The organism is Vibrio sp. JZG10 (assembly GCF_054064075.1).
The window spans coordinates 483,873-504,251 of record NZ_JBSUGE010000002.1 but is presented as its reverse complement, the minus strand read 5'-3'; the positions used below and the strand labels follow the sequence as shown (position 1 = coordinate 504,251).

The window sequence follows — 20,379 nt, the reverse complement described above, 5'->3', positions numbered from 1 at the left end:
CCAAAAATTAACGTACGAACTTGTATCAATTTTTATCTTGTTGAATCTAAGAGTGATTTTTTATGTTGGACCTTATGTTTGATTCATAGAGAAAAATCCCCTTTCTTAGCTGAGTATCGAGTTTTTAATTTTGATCTTTAAACCTATTTTGTCATACCTGATAATGCAGTGACATTAACATACCAAGCATAATTGATATATTTAGCTAAGTAGGCGAAAATCTTGAGGGTGGAGAGTTCCCATTAAGAGAAGCTATTCAACCTGTTTAAGGATGGTTATGACAGCATTTAACAAAGTGTTTATTGTCACACCCAATGCGCATGATTTTGCAATCTTGCAAGAATCTGCATTGGAAATGTCCCTTCAAGTAACCACAAACGAACCTATCCAGCTGTATGGAGAATCTGTTAAAGACTGTTGGAGAAGTATTGATATTGAATGGTTAGATGTTGAAGGTGAAAACACATTACCTAGGCCTGATGTTGCTGCTTGGGGAGCGGTTACTTTCGCTGTGCCAGCTGCCATTGCTGATAAGCTTGGTGCGTTAAGCGAGAATGTCGAATTCTTGCCATTGAGTCTAAAAGGACAGCCTTGGCGAGCATTAAATATTATTACTCAAATCGATGCTATTGATAGCTCTGCTACCAAGTATAACCTTCGTAATGGGAAACCGAGTCGTACTAGGCCGTTTAAGAAACTCGTTTTGAATAGAGAAGCCATTAATGAAGCTGGCTTATTCAGAGTAAAAGGTGCGGGACTCAGGACGTTTTGCACGGACAAAAAAGGTGGATTGTACGATAGAGTCAAAGAACTAAATTTGACTGGATTGGATTTCAAAGAGGTGCTTGTTTAAGAGTAGATAAACGGTAATTTTATGCAACTGTATTATATCTATAGGTGTGTGATAGTAAGAGCTAGATTTTTTGTTCTCTCTATGAATCACACGTGACCAAGTACAGCAGCCACATATATGGCTTCTGTACTTAATCTTTAACAAGATGTCCCTTGAACAGTAATCGAACCTACTATGGAACCATCGAAGCGGCTATCATCATTTGCGGATTGCCACCACAAATTCAGTTGTTCCTTACTCATTGGCTTACCAAATAAATAGCCTTGCATATAGTCACAGCGGTAGGCCGATAACCATTCATGCATAACATTGTGCTCAATACCTTCTGCGGTGACCGTTTTATTTTGAGCGTGGCATAGATCGATGATGGGTTTGATCACATGACCGTTGTTGGTTTTCATCAATGTAACGAGGAACTCTCGGTCAAACTTGATCTTTTGAACTGGATATTGAACAAGTTGAGTCAGCGATGTATAGCCAGAGCCAAAGTCATCAATGGCGAGACGATAGCCACGCTTCGACAGCTCATCAAGTAATGCTGTACCTTGTTGTTCTGCGGCAAAGGTTTCTGTTATCTCTAACTCAATACATTCTGGTTTCACACCGTTTTTGCTTGCTTGGTCATGAATATAATTCGCCATTTCGATTGAGTTAAGTTCTGCTGAAGAGAGGTTGATCGAAAGGACAATGTCTTTGCCAAAAATATTTCTTAATTGGTGATATTCTGCAGTTGCATTGGCGAAAACCCAGCGATCAATTTTATCAAATAAGCCCGCCTGTTCCGCGATTGGGATAAACTCTTTCGGAGGCACGGGACCAATGCCTTCCGCTTCCCAGCGCAATAATACCTCTAGTCCTTCAATCTCGTTGTCCCGATTATTCATATAGGGTTGAAAAACGAGATGGAACTCTTCTTCCACGTTGCTTTTTCTGAGCGCTCGCTCAAGCTGACTGCGTCTTTGAGACTCAACATTGAGAGCAGCTGAGTAATAAGCGTACTGGTTTTTCCCGGCTCGTTTGGCTTGATACATTGCCGCATCGGCACTGGAGAGTAATTTCGCGACGTCTGTACCGTCTTGAGGGTACTGAGCGATACCTACGCTCGCAGTCACGGGGAATGAATTACTCCAAGATGGACTGAGATTGCTAATCGGTTTTAGCAACTCTGAGGCCAGCAAGTCGGGTAGGCGTTGTGCATCCTGATTTGAGCTCAATAAAATAGCAAATTCGTCACCAGACAATCTTGCTGCAAAACAGGGACTATCGTAGTCGTGCGAGAATTTTTGACAGACATTTTTGATGTGTGATGAAAACACCTTTAATAAGTTGTCTCCCAGTTCATGCCCGTATTTGTCATTAACGTACTTAAAGTTATCGAGATCGACATAAATGACCCACAAATGCTGCGAAGGGGAGACGAGTTCACGAGTTGCAAGTTCATGGAAACGATGGCGATTAGCGAGTTGCGTTAGGTGATCCGTTTCAGCCAGGCGTTTTGTCTTCTTATATATGACGTTGAGCTCTTCATACATATCAAAAAAGCGTGAGGATAAGCGTCCTATTTCATCGTTTGTTTCTAGCTTTTCAATGTTGCCGCGTTGATTTGTTTCCAGCTCTTGTAGCTGTTTATCGAGGCGAGAAACGGGGTGTAATACATAACGATACAAAACCAAAACAATTAAGGTGATGGTGCAAAACGCCGCCACACCAAAGGAAAGGGCCAGTTCTAGCCACACTTTATCGACTTTATTCCACATCAAATATTCAGCGGGGGAGAGTACCGCATAAAAGTGTGGCAATAGTTCAATCGTCTGAGCGAGAGGAATATCGAGATAAATAGGCTTGTCGGCAAAAGTTATCACGCTATGCGTGTCGAACTCGATTTCGTGCTTGATCTCATTGAAGGCTTCGAGCGATACCGATACCACCACGAAAAAGACATTTTGCGGATCAAAACTTAGAGGTTGTGTCCCTGTTCGTTTGTCGATCAGTTCGTATTGCAGAAGAATACTTTGCCCGCTGGAATTGTAAATAAAGCCAGTATGGTTAAACGTTTCTCTCGTACTAAAGCTTCGCGAGATGTAATCCAATACCTTAGGGTCGACTACACCTGAAGATTCGTAGTATTTATTTTCTGTGTAATAAAGAAGGTTTTGTTTCCCGTCGAGAATCGCCATGCTTGCATCGCCTGTATAGCCATGGCTTAACACATCTGCGGTTTCATCGAGTCGGTTAAATAACACGCGCTCACGATACGGATTGCTATGATTCACCAAGTAGTCTTGCAATACATCACTTTTGCTTAATGTGTATGCATAACTATTGAGGAATATGTTGGCTTGTCGGAACTGCCCTGCGAGCTTTTCCATTTGCAATTGGATATAGCTGTCTTCTCGCTTGATGAGCGTTACTTTTTGAATGCTGTAAATAATATAACTTGATACCAGCGCGCTTAATAAGATCACTGGCGCGACAAGCAAGATGACTCGATTGCTTAACTTCATTATGGCTTTTAGTTTCCGTTTGTGTCCCTACAAACGTCGCATACCATATAAGGTACTGAACGGATGATGTGTTTTGCAAATTGTAACCAGATTGTAAGGTGAGCGTTCTCCAAAATCAGACAACCATCCAAGAACTGTGATGATGTGTAAGGTTTCCATCTCATTAACTAGAGTATTTCTCAGTAATGGGACGTACCTCTTTTTCAACTGTCTTTAAAAACCTCACTTCAAGTGTCGATTAAACCAGATATCGAAACGTTTCGATGACAAAGTGTGACTCATGTACCTTTTTACTATTCGATGACCCGTTAATTACGGATCATTCTCACACCTTATCGATCTCACTCTGGTCAAATTACCACAACGAATTACTATTTCATCGAAACGTTTCGATGAGTTTTCTGTTAATAACGAAAGCACTTTAAAACAGGCGCTCATGGTTGTATGAACGTGTAACCGAAAGGTCGATGAGATGAAAAAAAGTACCCTAATTAACTCAGATATTTCTTACTTGGTGGCGACGCTAGGCCACACCGATGAGATCACGATATGTGACGCTGGCCTGCCAATCCCTGAGCATGTACAGCGAATTGATTTGGCGCTAACGCATGGCGTACCAAGTTTTCTTGATACTGTTCGCGTGATTCTATCTGAGTCGCAAATCGAAGGGGTCATCATTGCGGAAGAGTTTTCTGATGTAAGCCCTGTTTTGCATCAAGCATTGCTTAACGAACTGAGCAAAGAGAGCGAAGAAACGGGTAAATCTATCGAGATCAGCTACGTGTCACATGAAGCATTTAAAGCACGCACGGCACAAAGCCGCGCTGTCGTTCGAACTGGCGAATGCTCGCCATACGCGAACGTTATCTTTCAAGCGGGCGTGGTTTTTTAAGCCAGAGATATTGAGGACAGATTATGACTCAAGCCATTCTACAACTGAGCGACATTGAGAAAGCGTTCCCGGGCGTAAAAGCACTGGACAAAGCGAGCCTGAATGTTTACCCAGGCCGTGTCATGGCGCTCATGGGAGAAAATGGAGCAGGCAAGTCAACCTTGATGAAGGTGCTGACTGGCATCTATCACATGGATGCGGGTAGCATCCAATATCAAGGCCAACCTGCCGCGTTTAAAGGGCCGCGTGACTCACAGGAAGCGGGCATCAGCATCATTCACCAAGAATTGAACTTGATCCCTGAACTAACGATTGCTGAAAACATCTATCTAGGTCGTGAATTTACCGGCACGATGGGGCGTATTCAGTGGGGCAAGATGTATGAAGAAGCAGACAAGTTGCTTCAACGCCTTAACGTAAAGCACTCATCGAAAACGTTGCTTGGTGATTTGAGCTTAGGTGAACAGCAAATGGTGGAGATCGCGAAAGCGCTTTCGTTTGAATCGAAAGTCATCATTATGGATGAGCCAACTGACGCGCTGACTGATACCGAGACGGAGTCACTATTTAAAGTGATCAACGAGCTTCGAGAGCAGGGCTGCGGCATCGTTTACATCTCACACCGTCTTAAAGAAATCTTTGAAATCTGTGACGACATTACCGTGCTTCGTGACGGTAAATTTATCGGTGAATGCAAAGTAGCAGACACTGATGAAGACGGCCTAATTGAAATGATGGTTGGCCGAAAATTAGAAGAGCAATATCCACGTATTGATGTACAACATGGCGAAACTTGCCTTGAAGTGATTGGCCTGACTGGCTCTGGCGTTCACGATGTGAGCTTCACGCTGAAACGCGGTGAAATTTTGGGTATCTCTGGTTTGATGGGGGCAGGCCGCACCGAACTGATGAAAGTGATTTACGGCGCGTTTCCAAGTGAGCATGGTGTTATCAACCTCGATAACAAAACCATTAATCCGGTTAGCCCACAAGATGGCTTAGCAAATGGCATCGCTTATATCTCTGAAGATCGCAAAGGCGATGGCTTGGTGTTAGGTCTCTCGGTTAAGGAGAATATGTCACTTTGTTCTCTCAATCAGTTGACTAAAGGCTTCCAAATCCAACATAGCGATGAAGTGATTGCCGTGGAAGATTTTATCAAGCTATTTAATATCAAAACCCCTACGCGCGACCAAATCATTGGTAACTTATCCGGCGGTAACCAGCAAAAAGTGGCGATCGCGAAAGGGTTAATGACCAAACCTAAAGTTCTGATTCTCGATGAGCCAACACGTGGCGTCGATGTCGGTGCGAAAAAAGAAATTTATCAACTCATCAACAAGTTCAAAGCCGAAGGCATGAGCATCATCTTGGTGTCTTCCGAGATGCCAGAAGTGCTCGGTATGAGTGACCGCATTCTGGTTATGCATGAAGGTCGTATTACTGGCGAATTCGATGCGAAAGACGCCGATCAAGAAAAATTACTCTCCTGTGCCGTAGGCAAAAAGATCAATGAGGAAGCAGCATGAGTACTAATACCATGAGCAAACCAACCGAAGCTAGCAACAAGAAGTTGTTCACAAAAGAGTGGTTGATTGAGCAAAAATCACTGATAGCACTGATTTTTTTGATTGTTGTTGTGTCATTTTTGAACCCGAACTTCTTTACGGTCGACAACATTCTCAACATTCTTCGTCAAACCTCAGTGAATGCCATTATCGCGGTAGGTATGACACTGGTTATTTTAACCGCAGGCATCGACTTGAGTGTTGGTTCCGTACTGGCGCTATGTGGTGCCTTTGCGGCAAGCATGATTGCGCTTGAAGTCCCGGTGCTGGTGGCGGTTCCGACTGCTTTAGTCGCAGGTGCAGCGTTAGGCGCAATTAGCGGCATCATCATTGCGAAAGGCAAAGTACAGGCCTTTATCGCTACGCTGGTTACCATGACGTTACTACGCGGTGTGACTATGGTGTACACCGAAGGTCGTCCAATCTCGACAGGTTTTACTGACACAGCTGATGCGTTTGCATGGTTTGGTACCGGCTACGCGCTAGGTATTCCAGTACCCGTTTGGTTGATGGTAGTTGTATTCGCTGCGGCTTGGTATCTACTTAACCACACTCGCTTTGGTCGCTACGTTTATGCACTAGGTGGCAACGAATCAGCGACTCGTCTATCTGGTATCAATGTAGACCGAGTGAAGATTGGTGTGTACGCCATCTGCGGTATGCTGGCAGCGCTTGCAGGCATCATCGTGACTTCTCGTCTGTCTTCGGCGCAGCCAACAGCGGGTATGGGTTACGAGTTAGATGCGATTGCTGCGGTTGTACTTGGCGGTACCAGCTTGATGGGCGGTAAAGGACGCATCATGGGTACGCTAATTGGTGCGCTGATCATCGGCTTCTTGAACAATGCTCTTAACCTACTTGATGTTTCTTCTTACTACCAAATGATTGCCAAAGCAGTGGTTATCTTGCTCGCAGTACTGGTAGACAACAAAAACAAATAATCCATAACCATTAAATCCTGAATACAAACCGAGCCAGTGGGCGTGTGCTGGCTCACCCTACACAAAGGACTAGAACGATGAAAAAACTTGCAACTCTTATTTCTGCTGCACTTCTTTCTTCCACTGTATCAGTAGCGGCACAAGCCCAAGATACGATGGCGATTGTGGTTTCGACGCTAAACAACCCGTTCTTCGTAACGATGAAAGACGGTGCGGAAGCTAAAGCGAAAGAATTGGGGTACGACTTAATTGTACTGGACTCGCAAAATGACCCGAGCAAAGAGCTGTCGAACATCGAGGATTTAAGTATTCGCGGTGTAAAAGCAATTCTTATCAACCCAACGGATTCTGATGCTGTGTCTAATGCGATTCGTATGGCGAACCGTTCTAAGATCCCTGTATTGACACTAGACCGTGGCGCAAGCCGTGGTGAAGTCGTGAGCCACATCGCGTCCGACAACGTGATCGGTGGTGAAATGGCAGGCCACTACATCATGGAAAAAGTTGGCGAAAAAGCAAAAGTAATTCAGCTTGAAGGTATTGCGGGCACATCGGCGGCGCGCGAGCGCGGTGAAGGTTTCATGAATGCCGTGAAGGGCAGCGATATGGATCTTCTTGCCAGCCAGCCAGCAGACTTTGACCGTACTAAAGGCCTAAACGTGATGGAAAACCTACTCGCGGCTAACCCTGATGTACAAGCGGTGTTCGCACAGAATGATGAAATGGCGCTAGGTGCACTTCGCGCCGTTCAAGCTTCTGGCAAAGACGTCGTTATCGTTGGTTTTGATGGCACGGAAGACGGCATTGCCGCAGTTAACCGTGGCAAGCTAGCAGCAACCATCGCACAGCAACCAGATCTTATTGGTGCTTTAGGTGTTGAAACGGCTGACAAAGTCTTGAAAGGTGAAAAAGTAGAAGAATACATTCCGGTGCCACTAAAAGTAGTGACTAAATAAGTTTGACGTTCAATAAAGCGTCCTAATTTTTGCTCTCTCCTCCGTTTATATCTGTCGTTTAGGAGGAGAGGGCAAACATACCCAAGAGACTTAAAAATGCAGGGTATAGATGCCTTTGACTTTTTATCGTGACTCCTTCGTTAGGAAGAGAAGTTAAAGTCATCTAATGTATTTTCCAAAATAGTTTTTCAAAAAAAGGGTTCATTCAGAACCGAGGATAACCGTATGAATAAGTTAGTGGTGTTAGGTAGTGTAAACGCTGACCATGTTCTTCAAGTGCCTTCTTTCCCTCGCCCTGGCGAAACGCTACATGGTCGCAACTATCAAGTTATCCCAGGTGGCAAAGGTGCCAACCAAGCTGTTGCTGCAGCTCGACTCAAGGCTGATATTGGCTTTATTGCTTGTGTAGGCGATGACTCGTTCGGCATCAATATTCGTGAAAACTTCAATATGGACGGCATCGACATCACTGGTGTGAAGATGCAACCAAACTGCCCAACTGGCATTGCGATGATTCAAGTGTCGGATAGTGGTGAAAACAGCATTTGTATTTCAGCAGAAGCGAATGCCAAATTGACAGCAGAAGCGATTGAGCCAGATTTAGATCGCATTCGCCAAGCGGATTACCTGCTGATGCAATTGGAAACGCCGATGTGCGGCATTGAGAAAGCCGCGCGAGTGGCGAAAGATGCAAAAACTAACGTCATTTTAAACCCTGCCCCTGCTCGTGAACTGTCAGACGAACTGCTTGCTTGTATTGATGTCATTACACCAAATGAAACCGAAGCTGAAGTCCTGGCGGGGGTAACGGTAACGGATAATGACAGCGCGCAAGAAGCGGCGAATGTGCTTCATAGCAAAGGTATCGAAATTGTCATGATCACTCTCGGTGCGAAGGGTGTTTGGTTAAGTCAAAATGGTAGAGGTGAGCTCATCCCGGGGTTCCGTGTTGACGCGACTGATACCACCGCAGCAGGGGATACGTTTAATGGGGCATTCGTCACTGGCCTGTTAGAGGATTTACCTTTAGAATCAGCAATTAAGTTTGCACATGCGGCGGCTGCAATTTCTGTGACCCGCTTTGGCGCTCAGACGTCGATCCCAACTCGCGAAGAGGTGGACGCGTTTCTCGCAGCACAATAGGGCTTAAACGCCTCATTAATTAGGAGTAATAACATGGCGACGATGAAAGACATCGCAAAACTGGCAGGGGTTTCCACTTCAACAGTGAGCCATGTTATTAACAAGACGCGTTTTGTGAGTGAAGAGATCTCCGAACGCGTCAATAATGCCGCAAAAGAACTCAACTACTATGCGCCATCAGCTTTGGCGCGTAGCCTCAAAGTCAATCGTACCAAAACCATTGGTATGCTAGTGACCACTTCAACCAACCCATTCTTTGGCGAAGTCGTAAAAGGCGTCGAACGCAGTTGCTATCACAAAGGCTATAGTCTCATTCTATGTAACACAGAAGGTGATAATGAACGCATGCGCCAATCCATTAATACGCTTTTGCAAAAGCGTGTCGATGGTTTGATCTTGATGTGCTCCTCGCTAGAAGGGGAGCGTATCGATGTATTTGAGCGTTATCCTGATATCCCTGTCGTGGTGATGGATTGGGGGCCGATGCTGTTTACGAGCGACAAAATTCAAGATAACTCGCTTCGTGGCGGTTACCTAGCGGCGAAATACCTGATTGATTGCGGCCACACAGAAATAGGATGTATCACCGGCCCTTTGATTAAACACCAAGCACAAATGCGATACGAAGGTTACAAACGTGCGATGAACGAAGCTGGCTTGGAATTTAATGCTAACTGGATAATTGAATCGGACTTCGAATGTGAAGGCGGATATCAAGCATTTATGAAAATGGCGCAGCGAGGCACCTTACCCAGCTCGATTTTCGTTTCCAATGATATGATGGCGATGGGTGTGATTAACGCCGCAAATGAGCTCAATATTAAAGTCCCGGAACAGATTTCAATCATCGGTTACGATGACATACATATCGCGAAGTTCATGTCGCCATCACTCACCACAATTCACCAGCCTAAATACCGTCTTGGGCAAGCTGCCGTGGAAACGCTTGTCCGAAAATTGGATGATAAATCAACAGAAGCGCAAGTCGTGCAATTAGAACCTACCTTAGTTGAACGAAAAAGTGTCAAGATATTAAAGTCAAGCAGCACTAGATGACCTGTGATGTTGAGCTAAAAAATCAAAAAAGTCGTTTCTCTTTATACTATAAAGCCTTACTATCACCATTGATTATAAATAAAAATATTAATTGTTGTCTGGCGGATTAGTTAAATGTTATCAAAAGGTTACGCTAAGTTCTCCGTAAAGCATCCTTGGTTTCACCGAGTTAATGTTATTGCGGTCATACTAATTTTTTTTGTGAGCTGTTATCAGCTCTTGGTGAATGAAGCATTCGAGTACGCCATTGGGTTTGTTATTACACTTTTGGCGTCAGCTTTATTTGCATCAGCTTCCGCATTCAAAAAGCGCTATTTAGGTTTGGATTCTTAGGCGTGTTAATTTCCAAGCGGTTCAATTGAGTCATTTATTGCTTTCAAGCAAATATTGAACTGAATTATGATCGAGTGCATCAAGAGGGGGACAAATGTCCTCCTTTTTGTTAGGTGTCACGCCCTAATATAGGCATATTCCCAAACAAAATAATAAAGGACATCGACATGGACCTACTTGCCTTACTCGATATAAACAACACCCTAGTTAACATTCCAATTGGCGGCGGTTACGCAATGAGTTGGATCGAAGCTTTCGGTACGGTTTTTGGGTTGCTTTGCATTTGGTTTGCTAGCCAAGAAAAAACCATCAACTACTTATTCGGTTTGCTGAATGTCACTCTTTTTGCCGTTATCTTTTTCCAAATTCAGTTATACGGATTATTACTTCTTCAACTGTTTTTCTTCTGTGCGAACATTTACGGTTGGTATGCGTGGACTCGTCCAAACGCGGAAGGTGAAACGCTGGAAGTACGCTGGTTAAACAAACAGAAACTCATCGCCACTGCTTCTATTAGCGTTGTGTCTATCGCGTTGTTAACCATCTACATCGACCCTTTTTTCTTTGCATTAGCAAACATTGCTGTTGATAGCTTGAATCTCTTTGGTGCAGGTTTGGCTGATCCGGTACTTGAACCTGATGCGTTCCCGTTTTGGGATGCAACCATGACAGTACTTTCTGTTGTTGCACAAATTCTGATGACACGTAAATATGTGGAAAACTGGATTCTTTGGGTTGTGATTAACATCATTAGTGTTGGCATCTACGCGACACAGGGTGTTTATGCGATGTCCGTTCAGTATGCGATTTTGATGTTCATTGCTGCCAATGGTACGCGTGAATGGGCACGTAGCGCCAAGCGCAATGGCGATAAAACCTTAGCTCAAGCTGCAGCTTAAGGAACGAAAAATGGCGAAACAACCTCATATTGGTGTTGATGAAACACAAGTCGCTCCTCTCGTCATTGTATGTGGTGAGCCAGACCGAGCTAATCGTATTGCCGCATTATTGGATGATGCAGAAATGATCTCGGAAAATCGCGAGTACCGTGTTTTTACTGGCAAATACAAGGACCAGCCTGTTTCAGTATGCAGCACAGGCATCGGCGCGCCATCAATGATCATTGCGGTGGAAGAGCTAAAACAGTGCGGCGTAACTCATGTGGTACGTGTTGGATCGGCAGGTGCGATGCAATCTGGGATTCAGCTTGGCGAGCTAATCATTGCCGAAGGTGCGGTAAGAGATGAAGGCGGCTCCAAAGCGTATGTGGATTCGGCTTATCCGGCGTACGCAAGCTTTTCCTTATTAAAGGAAGTTGAGCGTTACCTGTCGGTGCAAGAGGCACGTTATCATTTTGGTGTGGTACGTTCTCACGACAGTTTCTATACCGATGACGAAGATGTGATATGCCAATACTGGAACAAGAAGGGCGTCTTAGGTGCAGATATGGAAACCTCAGCTTTGTTTGCCGTTGGCCGGTTACGTGGTCTTCATGTGGCTTCGATCTTAAATAACGTCGTTCTGTACCAACAAGATGTGAAAGAAGGGGTTAGCCAGTACGTTGATGAAGCGAAAGTAATGATGCAAGGTGAGAATCTTGCTGCAATGACGGCGTTAGAAGCTCTGATCGCTCAGAGGTAGTCCGTACTAACCTCAGTAACTCTTATAAATCAATGAATGTAAAGCGACAGGCCTCTGTCGCTTTTTTATTTGGTGTTACGGGGTACAATCCACCTGAGATAGTTATCAGTAACTTTTCTGAGAGAGCAGAGAATGAAAATCAGCCCGTATCCAACTGGCCGCTTCAAAACATACCTTGAAAAAAAGAGCGTTGCCTTTCGTGAGATGATCTATCAGTGTCAAATTAGTACGCGTTACTTTGATGCTGGGGAAGAAATTCTCCGTCAAGGTGAGCAACTTCAGTACTTATATGTTGTGCCGGTAGGTCGAGTGTCAATGAGCATATTGGCCGCGAATGGGCGACGCTTTCAATTAGGAGAGGCAAACTGCGACTATCATATCTATGGTGAAATGGAGTACTTCACTCAGACTCCTTGCCAATGGAATGTGATTGCAGATGAGCACATGCAGGTTGATGTTATCTGCATCCAAAAACTAACTGAAGCGCTACAAAAGCATCCAGAAATGATGGTGTTCTTTACTTCAGCGTTGGCCGAAGATTATCAAGATTCTATGGATATCTATACCAATCGGTTATTGCATCCCATTACTTATAATATTGCGTATGATCTTTTCGTCCGTAATCAAACCAACACATTGCTCGGTGGCTTTGACAAAGTAAATCAAGAAGCTGAGCGATTTGGTACTTCTGGTCGTGTTTATCGACGTGCAGTTAAAGATTTGATTGAAAAGGGATTGATTGCAAAAACGGAAAACGGGTTGGAGATTATTGATGAGCTTGCACTCAAAGCATTTATCGAAGCGCATGAATGATACACCTAGATATTGCAATGAATGGTTTTTATAAGTCTTTGATATAGTTGGAGCTCGAATAAGCGTAACTAATGTAAAGTACCTTAAATTTTGTTGAATGCAGTAAAGAGTAACGTTATATTGCGAACGCGCATGATAATAGATCTCATTAAGGCTTAACAAAATGAAAAAATTCGTCGGTGCGGCTATGTTGTCGCTATTTACTGTTTCTCCTTCTTTCGCTGCTAAGGTTGTGATTGACCATTACATGGGTCAAACCGAGCTAGAGCAATCACCAGAACGCGTGGTTGTGATTGGCTTTGGTCCGCTAGATGCGCTGGACAACTTTGGTATCGATCCTGTTGCAGTCTCTAACTCTTCTAATCTGCCTAGCTACCTTTCAAAGTACAGCAAAGATAACTACACCTCTGCGGGTAGTTTGTTTGAACCTGACTTTGAAACCATTTACATGCAAAAACCGGATTTGATATTGGTTGGTCCGCGAGCGTCTGCGAAATATGAAGAGCTGAGTGAAATTGCTCCTACGGTTGTTTTTGCTGCGAAAGAAAATCAAGGTTACTGGGAAGGTACGCAAGCGCAATGGCGCAATATTGGTAAAATCTTCGATATCGAAGAAAAAGTAGAGCAGAAAATTGAAGCGCTAGATGCTCAATTCAAAGCAATCCGTGACTACAATCAATCAAATAACAATGATGCGTTAACGATTTTAAGCATGGGTGACAACATCAGTGCGTTTGGAGCTCAATCACGATTTGGTGTGATTTATAACGATTTCGGTTTCTTGGAAACGGTTGAACACGTGAAAACGGGCACTCACGGAGATGTTATTTCTTATGAATTTATTCGTGAAGCTAACCCGAAAAATATACTCGTAGTTGACCGCAATTCGCTGAAAGGCACGCCAGATAACGATATTCGTAAGTCCATGGATAACGACTTAGTCAAAGCAACCGCCGCATATAAGAATCACAAAATCACTTATTTAGATGTGGACGCGTGGTACTTGTCGATGTCTGGTGTGACTGCAACAGAAAAAATGGTCAGTGAGATCAAGCAAACCGTTGAACTGTAATCCAAGATAGCAGAGGTTAACTTTGAAAAAGTTATTGCTAACCCTTGTGGTTTTAAGCGCGGTTTCGTTATTTGTTGGGGTGGCAAACATGACGCCCCAACAACTCTTTTCGGGTGATGAGAAAGCGTTGGAGCTTTTCTTTACCAGCCGTATACCACGTTTATTTGCCATATTACTCGCTGGTGCAGGCTTAAGTATTGCAGGCCTTATTATGCAGCAAGTTAGTCAGAACCGATTTGCTGCACCTTCTACAACCGGTACGATCGAATGTGCCATGCTGGGCTACGTACTGAGCGTGGTTTTCTTTGGTAACGACAATCACCTATGGCTTGTCTTCGGTATTTCGGTGTTCGGGACGCTAGCATTTATTTTCTTTATTCAACGCATTCAATTTAAGAGTGTGGTCTTTGTGCCACTTGTCGGAATTATTTTCGGCAATGTCATCCAATCCATGACCACGTTTATCGCTTACAAATACGATGCACTTCAAAGTCTGAATGCTTGGACAGTCGCGAATTTTGCCAACATCTTACGTGGTGACTTTGAGCTACTGTACATCGCGGTACCAATGGCTATTCTAAGCTATCTTTTTGCCGCACGGATTTCAGCCGTGGGTATCGGAAAAGATTTCGCGGTTAACTTGGGGTTAAATTATCAGCAGGTTGTCACGATTGGCGTGCTGTTGGTGTCAATCATGTCAGCAAGTGTCGTGATGATTGTTGGGCAGCTGCCATTCCTTGGTCTGATTGTGCCGAACCTCGTTAGTCACTTTTATGGTGATAACCTCAAAAAGAACATTCCGCTTACGGCCATGTATGGGGCGACTTTAGTGCTGTGTTGCGACTTGGTGAGTCGTTTGATTATCTTCCCTCATGAAATGCCAATCTCTATCGTGATCAGCATATTGGGTGGCGTGGTATTCATCGCGATGTTGTTGCGAGGTAAGCAACATGCGTGATTCAACGAAAATCCTACTGCTAGGTGGCATTGCGGTACTTTTTGCATGTTTGTTTATTGGTATTGGGCTAACGGCTGACAACTACCAGTATTTTTTATCTCGTAGAGTTCCTAAAGTATTGGCGATAGTGCTAGCGGGTGTGGCTATTGCTCAGTCTTCACTTGTATTTCAAACCATTACGCACAACCGAATTTTAACGCCAAGTATCATGGGGTTTGATGCGTTGTATGTGTTGACGCAAATTTTGATCGTGCTGATATTTGGTGGTTTGAGTACTTTAGTTCTTAACTTGTACGTCAATTTCGCGATTGCCGTAATTGTAATGGTGTCGTTTTCGTTATTGTTGTTTGGTTTTTACTTTTCTAAAGGAAGCAAGAACTTGATTACGTTGCTATTGGTCGGCTTGATCTTTGGTCAGCTATTTTCCAATGCGGCGTCATTTTTCTCTTTGCTGATGGATCCAAATACGTTTGCAATCGTTCAATCGAAACTTTACGCCAGCTTTAATAATGTCAAAGTGAATTTGGTTTACTTTAGTGCGCCAGCTTTGATGTTTGCATGTTGGTTGCTATTTAGTATGCATCGCACTTTAGATGTGTTTTGGCTCGACCAAGACAATGCGAAAAGTTTGGGCGTCGATGTACCTAAGGTGACGCGAAATGTATTCATTATCTCGGCGGTTCTGATTGCTATTTCTACGGCTCTAGTGGGACCAATTATGTTCTTTGGTTTGCTGGTAACCAACTTAAGCCGAGAAATGTTCAGAAGTTACCAACACAAAACGCTACTGGTTGGTTGTTCGTTTCTCTCCATCAGCTCGTTACTGGCTGGGCAATGGATTATCGAGAACGTATTCAGTTTTGAGACGACGTTGAGTGTCGTTATTAACTTTATTGGTGGTGCGTATTTCTTATACCTACTACTGAAAAACAAAGTTGTATAAATATGATAGTGATAGACAAATTAACGAAGGCCTTCGGTTCAAATAAAGTGGTTGATGAGGCCAATACTCAGTTTGAAAAGGGCAAGGTAACATCGATTATTGGCCCGAATGGCGCGGGAAAGAGCACGCTGTTATCTATGGCTTCGCGCTTAACGGAGCGGGATGGTGGTAGTGTTATCATTGATTGCAAGGAAATTGCGGAATGGGACACTAAAGAGTTAGCGAAAAAGCTGGCGGTACTTCGTCAAGCCAACTCGATTACCATGCGATTTACCGTGAAAGAGTTGGTCTCTTTTGGCCGTTTCCCATACTCCAAAGGAAATCTGACCAAAGAAGATCATGCGGTGATTGAACAAGCGATCGACTACCTAGATTTACAAGGTATCCAAGACAAATATTTGGATGAATTAAGTGGTGGTCAGCGACAGCTTGCGTTTATTGCCATGGTGATTGCACAAGATACAGACTACGTTTTTCTTGATGAACCACTTAACAATCTAGATATCAAACACTCTCTTCAGATCATGAAAGTCGTGCAGCGGTTAGCTCATGACATGAACAAAGCCATGGTGGTGGTAATTCATGATATTAATTTCGCAGCGTGCTACTCGGATGTCATATTGGCGCTTAAGCAAGGCAAAGTTGTGGCAAGTGGTGCGGTGGAAGAGGTGATTCAGGCGTCTACGCTAGAGGATATCTACGAAACGCCGTTTAATATTATCGAATTAAACGGCAAGCGCATGTGTACTTACCACTAATCCAACCTCAGTGCTTAATGAAAGCGATTCTTCAATGAGGATAGATAGGCGAGTTTACTTGGTGAGCTCGTCTATGATTGGGCATCGGCTTTCAGCGTCTCCCGGACAAGAAGAAACCCAACCTTCAAGTTGCGTTTTGATCTCCATAAGGTGCGCGATTTTTTCTTCAACCTCTCTCAGCTTATCCATGGTTCTTGCTTTTACTTCGCTGCTTTTTCGGTTGGGATTATGGGCAAGCTGCACAAACTCTTTGCATTCTTGCAGTGAAAAGCCAGCGTTTTTTGCGCGTGATACTAAGTTAAGCTCTTGAATATGATTATCTGAATATTCGCGATAGCCAGAGTCGCTGCGCGCTGGTGGAGATATGATCCCTTTGTCTTCATACAATCGAATCGACTTAGATGAAAGCCCAGTAAGCTTTGCGACAGCACCAATATTCATGTTCAACCTCCATAACGTTTAAGGCGAGTATATACCGATGTTGTGGATAAGACACTCCTAAATAACAGTCAGTTACCTGGGGCCTCTTTACTCTTTTATCACTTCATGCGGTGGTACACCAAATACCTTTTTGAAAGCGCAGGTGAAGTTGGAAGGGTGGTGGTATCCGGCTTCATAAGCCGCTTCCGTGATCGTCACTAGGCCACGTTCCAAGTGTTGCCTCGCAATCTCAAGGCGACGAAAGCGAATATAACCATTTACGGTCATATTCAGTGATTGTTTAAATCGGCGCTGCAGGTTTGAAACGCTCATTGAAAACACGCTTGCCAACTTTTCTAAGCCTAGTTCTTGCTCAAGGTGAGTTTCTATATAGCTAACAATATCCTCTATTCGACCATCTGTGTGCCGTTCATGGTTATTTTTATTAGCACTGAAGTTTTTGGGGATTTGCTCAGTCGCTTGATGCAAAATTTGATAGATCAAGCTTTCAACTTCCAACTTATCTTGGAATTCTTGTGGTGTTTCTCGGCTTGTCAGCGTTTCAGCCAGTTCGCATAACGCCTGGTTAAGCTCTAGAGGATGAAACGCCTGATGAGAGTTAAAAAAGGACCGATGACGACAGGTTTGGTCAAGGCGAGCCTCTAGCCACTGGGGCTTAACCAATATGTTGATCTTATTAATGACGTTATCTTTGAGCAGTGAACGACGAAAGTTTGCAGGTTTGAGTAGGTTCACCACGACACCTTTAGGGCCGTCGCTTGCGTCTAAATCAAATTGCAAATCGTCATAGCCAAACGAGAGCTTACCTTCTAAAAGAATAGTGACCAACAGTGAGGCGTGTGCAGTAGAAACAATATGTGAATCAACAAGCTCTAGGCAACGTCCACCATGAATAAAGATTTGATCATTGTACTGATATGATAGGAATTTGCCTTCTGCCAGTTGAGTTTGACAAGGTTGACCTTGCGTGACGATCCACTGCTTTTCTGTGGCTTCCAGTTTTTGGGTTAAAGCGATCTTGGCAATTCTAGTTCGTTTTGGTGTGACTTCCCGCATTTGACACTTCCTCATAACACTTGTGCGATTTCGCATAATCAAATCGCCTTTGTATTTATAAAACTCATGCTTATTATACCTGAGAATTATTATCATTAATATTTAGGAATGAAGTTATGGAAAGCCCTGCTTGTTCATCTATCAAGCTTTCAAGCCTTTGCCTTGCAGTGGGAATGGCGCTATCAAACCCTGTTTTAGCTCAAGATACCGAGTCACATTTTGAAGAAGTCGTTGTATGGGGAACAAAAGTTTCTAGCAATACTGAGTCGATGTTTGCGGACGACATGTCACTGAAGCAAGCGGATCATATGTCTGATTTACTGCGCGATATTCCCGGTGTGGATGTTGGTGGAACACACTCTGTGAATCAACGTATTACCATTCGTGGTTTGAGCGAAACCGATTTGGACATTCGTCTTGATGGTGCTTCTCAGCATGCGAGCATGTTCCATCACATTGGTAACTTGACGCTAAACCCTGACATTCTCAAATCTGCCGATATCCAGGTAGGTAATAACTCTGTGACTCAAAATGGCTTAGGCGGCTCGGTTTATTTTGAAACGAAAGACGCTCGCGATTTACTTCGTTACGATGAAACGTTTGGCGCTCGTGTTTATGGCGGTTATGCATCCAACGACAACCAACAAGGCTCGTTGACGCTGTACGGGCTTTTGTCCGAAAACATTGATGCGATGGTTTATGGTCATTACGTTACGCGTGATGACTTCGAAGATGGTGACGGCAACAAAACCTATGGCTCTGCGGGTGATGTTTACAACATTCTGGCTAAGTTGGGGTATGAACTAAACGACATCCATCGTTTTGAGCTCTCTTATGACATGTACCGAGACAGTGGTGATTACAGTCCGCGTCCTGATATGTCGGGTAGTGCGAACAATGGCTTATCGAGCACGTTACTTATTCCTACGGATTATGACCGAGATACCGTTACCTTGAGTTACGAGCTGCGAGGCGAACAGCATAAAGGTAACGTCACACTTTATGATACCGAGACAGAAATTAAACGGGATGAGAGCGTTATGGCTCCTCGCTGGCCTTCGAACCGTTTATCGAAGAACACCGCTAAAAACCAAAACTTTGGTTTGAATGGTAAGTTCCAGTCGGATGTTATGTTAGGTGAGTTTGATAATCGAATCACCTATGGTTTCGACTACATGGATAAGACATCTTCAAGTTACTACGGTAGTCGTAAGTTCATGGATGAATCGGCCATTTCAACCGCATTGTTTGTAGAAGACCAGTTCTTCTTCTCTGATGCTTTCTTTGTTACCGCAGGTATGCGTTTTGATGATTACAAACGTGAAGCTGAAACGGGGACGAGTAATTATGATGATGTGACCTGGGCCCTAGCAGCAGAATGGGCAGTCACTCAGGATTGGACGTTGTTTGCGAGCGCACGCTCTCTATTCAAAGGCCCTGAGCTGATGGAAACCTTTATTGCCTACCAAGACGTTGCATTTTTAGAGGATGGACTAAAGCCAGAAACGGGGTTGAACACACAGGGTGGTGTCCGTTTTGATAAAACCTTTGATAAGCATTTCTTTGGAGCGAATATTACGGCATTCCAAACGGAAATTGATGATTACATTGCAGACCAGTACCAAAACGCGACTCAAACTTACCTGATTTACAACTTAGGTGATGTCGAGATTAAAGGCTTTGAGGCAAGTGCTTCTTATGGCTACGACAAGTTTAACAGCAAACTTTCTTACTCTAAGTCGGACACCAAAAACAAGAATACTGGTGGCCCTGTTGCTGGGGGTAATGGGCGTAGCATTGATATGGGTGATAGTATTGCTCTAACTTTGGATTACCAGTCAGACGCTTTAGAAACGATCTTCGGGTGGAACTCAATGTTTGTTCTAGAGGAAGACAACGTCTTTGATGGTCAGCCAAAGAAAGCAAGCTATGATGTACATAATCTATATGCTCAATGGGTGCCGTCTGATATTGATGGACTGTCGGTGACCTTTGGTATTGATAATGTATTTGACGAGTTGTACAGCTCTCATGCGTCTCGTTCGGGTACGGCACGTGGCTTCACGCTTGATGACTACGAGCCGGGTCGCAACTTCAAACTTTCTGCTGCTTATCAATTCTAATAGAGCTCCCGAGAGGGGGCGCTTCAAAACACGAGTAAATTCATGATTAAAGAAAGCACCCGAATAGATAGCGAACACGCTGACAAATACTTAGTGACGCTTTGTCGGCATTTTGGACGAAAGGTTCCTGCTACTTGGAATGAAAACAGCGGTTTGGTGGCATTCCCGACGGGAAAAGCGGAGTTTGCTCTTTGCGAGTCTAGCTTGACCATTATTTGTGAGGCGGATTCCGAAGAGAAACTGAGCACAGTGAAGGCGATAATCTCATCGCATGTAGACATGTTCTCTCGTCGAGAAACATTAGCACTTAACTGGGTTCGCTAGAGCT

The 20,379-nt window shown here is 44.0% G+C and carries 19 protein-coding genes; 16 read left to right on the top strand and 3 right to left on the bottom strand.

The features are described from left to right. Positions 1 to 277: 277 nt before the first annotated feature. A complete protein-coding gene (locus ACWYVB_RS04710) occupies positions 278 to 853 on the top strand; it encodes an imm11 family protein (protein ID WP_457528137.1) in 576 nt (191 codons plus the stop codon). 137 nt (positions 854 to 990) lie between these two features. Here ACWYVB_RS04710 and ACWYVB_RS04705 read toward each other — a convergent pair whose 3' ends face one another. Continuing rightward, complete coding sequence (locus tag ACWYVB_RS04705; RefSeq protein WP_457528135.1) at positions 991 to 3,357, bottom strand: EAL domain-containing protein; 2,367 nt, start codon at positions 3,355 to 3,357, stop codon at positions 991 to 993. 472 nt (positions 3,358 to 3,829) lie between these two features. On the opposite strand from ACWYVB_RS04705, the gene rbsD reads away from it, so the two are divergent. The 13 genes from rbsD to vctC all read left to right on the top strand — a co-directional run bounded on the left by rbsD (position 3,830) and on the right by vctC (position 16,431). Then, a complete protein-coding gene (gene rbsD, locus ACWYVB_RS04700) occupies positions 3,830 to 4,249 on the top strand; it encodes a D-ribose pyranase (RefSeq protein WP_005397153.1) in 420 nt (139 codons plus the stop codon). Positions 4,250 to 4,272: 23 nt separating this feature from the next. Continuing rightward, the gene (gene rbsA, locus ACWYVB_RS04695; RefSeq protein WP_258614629.1) at positions 4,273 to 5,778 is read left to right on the top strand and encodes a ribose ABC transporter ATP-binding protein RbsA; all 1,506 of its coding nucleotides are present in this window, start codon (positions 4,273 to 4,275) and stop codon (positions 5,776 to 5,778) included. Continuing rightward, a complete protein-coding gene (rbsC, locus tag ACWYVB_RS04690) occupies positions 5,775 to 6,758 on the top strand; it encodes a ribose ABC transporter permease (RefSeq protein ID WP_006741011.1) in 984 nt (327 codons plus the stop codon). The genes rbsA and rbsC overlap by 4 nt, the downstream gene beginning before the upstream one ends. 77 nt (positions 6,759 to 6,835) lie before the next feature. Further along, complete coding sequence (gene rbsB, locus ACWYVB_RS04685; RefSeq protein WP_005397160.1) at positions 6,836 to 7,714, top strand: ribose ABC transporter substrate-binding protein RbsB; 879 nt, start codon at positions 6,836 to 6,838, stop codon at positions 7,712 to 7,714. Positions 7,715 to 7,939: 225 nt separating this feature from the next. Further along, on the top strand, positions 7,940 to 8,857 hold the full coding sequence (gene rbsK / locus ACWYVB_RS04680; protein WP_264912296.1) for a ribokinase: 918 nt from the start codon (positions 7,940 to 7,942) through the stop codon (positions 8,855 to 8,857). 33 nt (positions 8,858 to 8,890) lie between these two features. Continuing rightward, entirely contained in the window at positions 8,891 to 9,913 is a 1,023-nt protein-coding gene (locus ACWYVB_RS04675; RefSeq protein ID WP_005397164.1) for a substrate-binding domain-containing protein, read from the top strand. A 500-nt stretch (positions 9,914 to 10,413) separates the two neighbouring features. Beyond that, complete coding sequence (gene pnuC, locus ACWYVB_RS04670) at positions 10,414 to 11,145, top strand: nicotinamide riboside transporter PnuC (RefSeq protein ID WP_005397168.1); 732 nt, start codon at positions 10,414 to 10,416, stop codon at positions 11,143 to 11,145. Between the two features lie 10 nt (positions 11,146 to 11,155). After that, positions 11,156 to 11,887 (top strand): nucleoside phosphorylase, encoded by a 732-nt coding sequence (locus ACWYVB_RS04665; protein ID WP_258614616.1) that lies wholly within the window; start codon positions 11,156 to 11,158, stop codon positions 11,885 to 11,887. 132 nt (positions 11,888 to 12,019) lie between these two features. Continuing rightward, positions 12,020 to 12,700 (top strand): Crp/Fnr family transcriptional regulator, encoded by a 681-nt coding sequence (locus ACWYVB_RS04660; protein WP_256936497.1) that lies wholly within the window; start codon positions 12,020 to 12,022, stop codon positions 12,698 to 12,700. 163 nt (positions 12,701 to 12,863) lie between these two features. Continuing rightward, positions 12,864 to 13,772 (top strand): siderophore ABC transporter substrate-binding protein, encoded by a 909-nt coding sequence (locus ACWYVB_RS04655; RefSeq protein WP_134645591.1) that lies wholly within the window; start codon positions 12,864 to 12,866, stop codon positions 13,770 to 13,772. A gap of 22 nt (positions 13,773 to 13,794) precedes the next feature. Beyond that, positions 13,795 to 14,730 carry an iron chelate uptake ABC transporter permease subunit VctD gene (gene vctD, locus ACWYVB_RS04650; protein ID WP_256936498.1) on the top strand — a complete coding sequence of 312 codons (936 nt, stop codon included), beginning with the start codon at positions 13,795 to 13,797 and terminating at the stop codon, positions 14,728 to 14,730. Further along, entirely contained in the window at positions 14,723 to 15,673 is a 951-nt protein-coding gene (gene vctG, locus ACWYVB_RS04645) for an iron chelate uptake ABC transporter permease subunit VctG (RefSeq protein WP_005397178.1), read from the top strand. Before vctD ends, vctG begins: the two co-directional genes overlap by 8 nt. 2 nt (positions 15,674 to 15,675) lie before the next feature. Next, a complete protein-coding gene (vctC, locus tag ACWYVB_RS04640; protein WP_005397181.1) occupies positions 15,676 to 16,431 on the top strand; it encodes an iron chelate ABC transporter ATP-binding protein VctC in 756 nt (251 codons plus the stop codon). Between the two features lie 54 nt (positions 16,432 to 16,485). On the opposite strand, the gene cueR is transcribed toward vctC, so the two are convergent. Continuing rightward, on the bottom strand, positions 16,486 to 16,872 hold the full coding sequence (gene cueR / locus ACWYVB_RS04635) for a Cu(I)-responsive transcriptional regulator (RefSeq protein ID WP_012842332.1): 387 nt from the start codon (positions 16,870 to 16,872) through the stop codon (positions 16,486 to 16,488). Positions 16,873 to 16,959: 87 nt separating this feature from the next. Then, a complete protein-coding gene (locus tag ACWYVB_RS04630; protein WP_047008259.1) occupies positions 16,960 to 17,928 on the bottom strand; it encodes a helix-turn-helix domain-containing protein in 969 nt (322 codons plus the stop codon). Between the two features lie 116 nt (positions 17,929 to 18,044). Here ACWYVB_RS04630 and ACWYVB_RS04625 point away from each other — a divergent pair, with 116 nt between their 5' ends. Next, on the top strand, positions 18,045 to 20,051 hold the full coding sequence (locus ACWYVB_RS04625; protein ID WP_074190576.1) for a TonB-dependent siderophore receptor: 2,007 nt from the start codon (positions 18,045 to 18,047) through the stop codon (positions 20,049 to 20,051). Positions 20,052 to 20,093: 42 nt separating this feature from the next. After that, complete coding sequence (locus tag ACWYVB_RS04620; protein WP_074190577.1) at positions 20,094 to 20,375, top strand: DUF2218 domain-containing protein; 282 nt, start codon at positions 20,094 to 20,096, stop codon at positions 20,373 to 20,375. Positions 20,376 to 20,379: the final 4 nt, after the last annotated feature.

Coding starts and splice junctions, on each gene's coding strand:
- ACWYVB_RS04655 (WP_134645591.1), top strand. CDS start 12,864: ATGAAAAAATTCGTCGGTGCGGCTATGTTGTCGCTATTTACTGTTTCT.
- ACWYVB_RS04665 (WP_258614616.1), top strand. CDS start 11,156: ATGGCGAAACAACCTCATATTGGTGTTGATGAAACACAAGTCGCTCCT.
- ACWYVB_RS04705 (WP_457528135.1), bottom strand. CDS start 3,357: ATGAAGTTAAGCAATCGAGTCATCTTGCTTGTCGCGCCAGTGATCTTA.
- ACWYVB_RS04625 (WP_074190576.1), top strand. CDS start 18,045: ATGGAAAGCCCTGCTTGTTCATCTATCAAGCTTTCAAGCCTTTGCCTT.
- vctC (WP_005397181.1), top strand. CDS start 15,676: ATGATAGTGATAGACAAATTAACGAAGGCCTTCGGTTCAAATAAAGTG.
- pnuC (WP_005397168.1), top strand. CDS start 10,414: ATGGACCTACTTGCCTTACTCGATATAAACAACACCCTAGTTAACATT.
- ACWYVB_RS04675 (WP_005397164.1), top strand. CDS start 8,891: ATGGCGACGATGAAAGACATCGCAAAACTGGCAGGGGTTTCCACTTCA.
- vctG (WP_005397178.1), top strand. CDS start 14,723: ATGCGTGATTCAACGAAAATCCTACTGCTAGGTGGCATTGCGGTACTT.
- rbsA (WP_258614629.1), top strand. CDS start 4,273: ATGACTCAAGCCATTCTACAACTGAGCGACATTGAGAAAGCGTTCCCG.
- cueR (WP_012842332.1), bottom strand. CDS start 16,872: ATGAATATTGGTGCTGTCGCAAAGCTTACTGGGCTTTCATCTAAGTCG.
- rbsK (WP_264912296.1), top strand. CDS start 7,940: ATGAATAAGTTAGTGGTGTTAGGTAGTGTAAACGCTGACCATGTTCTT.
- rbsB (WP_005397160.1), top strand. CDS start 6,836: ATGAAAAAACTTGCAACTCTTATTTCTGCTGCACTTCTTTCTTCCACT.
- ACWYVB_RS04660 (WP_256936497.1), top strand. CDS start 12,020: ATGAAAATCAGCCCGTATCCAACTGGCCGCTTCAAAACATACCTTGAA.
- ACWYVB_RS04620 (WP_074190577.1), top strand. CDS start 20,094: ATGATTAAAGAAAGCACCCGAATAGATAGCGAACACGCTGACAAATAC.
- ACWYVB_RS04630 (WP_047008259.1), bottom strand. CDS start 17,928: ATGCGGGAAGTCACACCAAAACGAACTAGAATTGCCAAGATCGCTTTA.
- rbsC (WP_006741011.1), top strand. CDS start 5,775: ATGAGTACTAATACCATGAGCAAACCAACCGAAGCTAGCAACAAGAAG.
- rbsD (WP_005397153.1), top strand. CDS start 3,830: ATGAAAAAAAGTACCCTAATTAACTCAGATATTTCTTACTTGGTGGCG.
- ACWYVB_RS04710 (WP_457528137.1), top strand. CDS start 278: ATGACAGCATTTAACAAAGTGTTTATTGTCACACCCAATGCGCATGAT.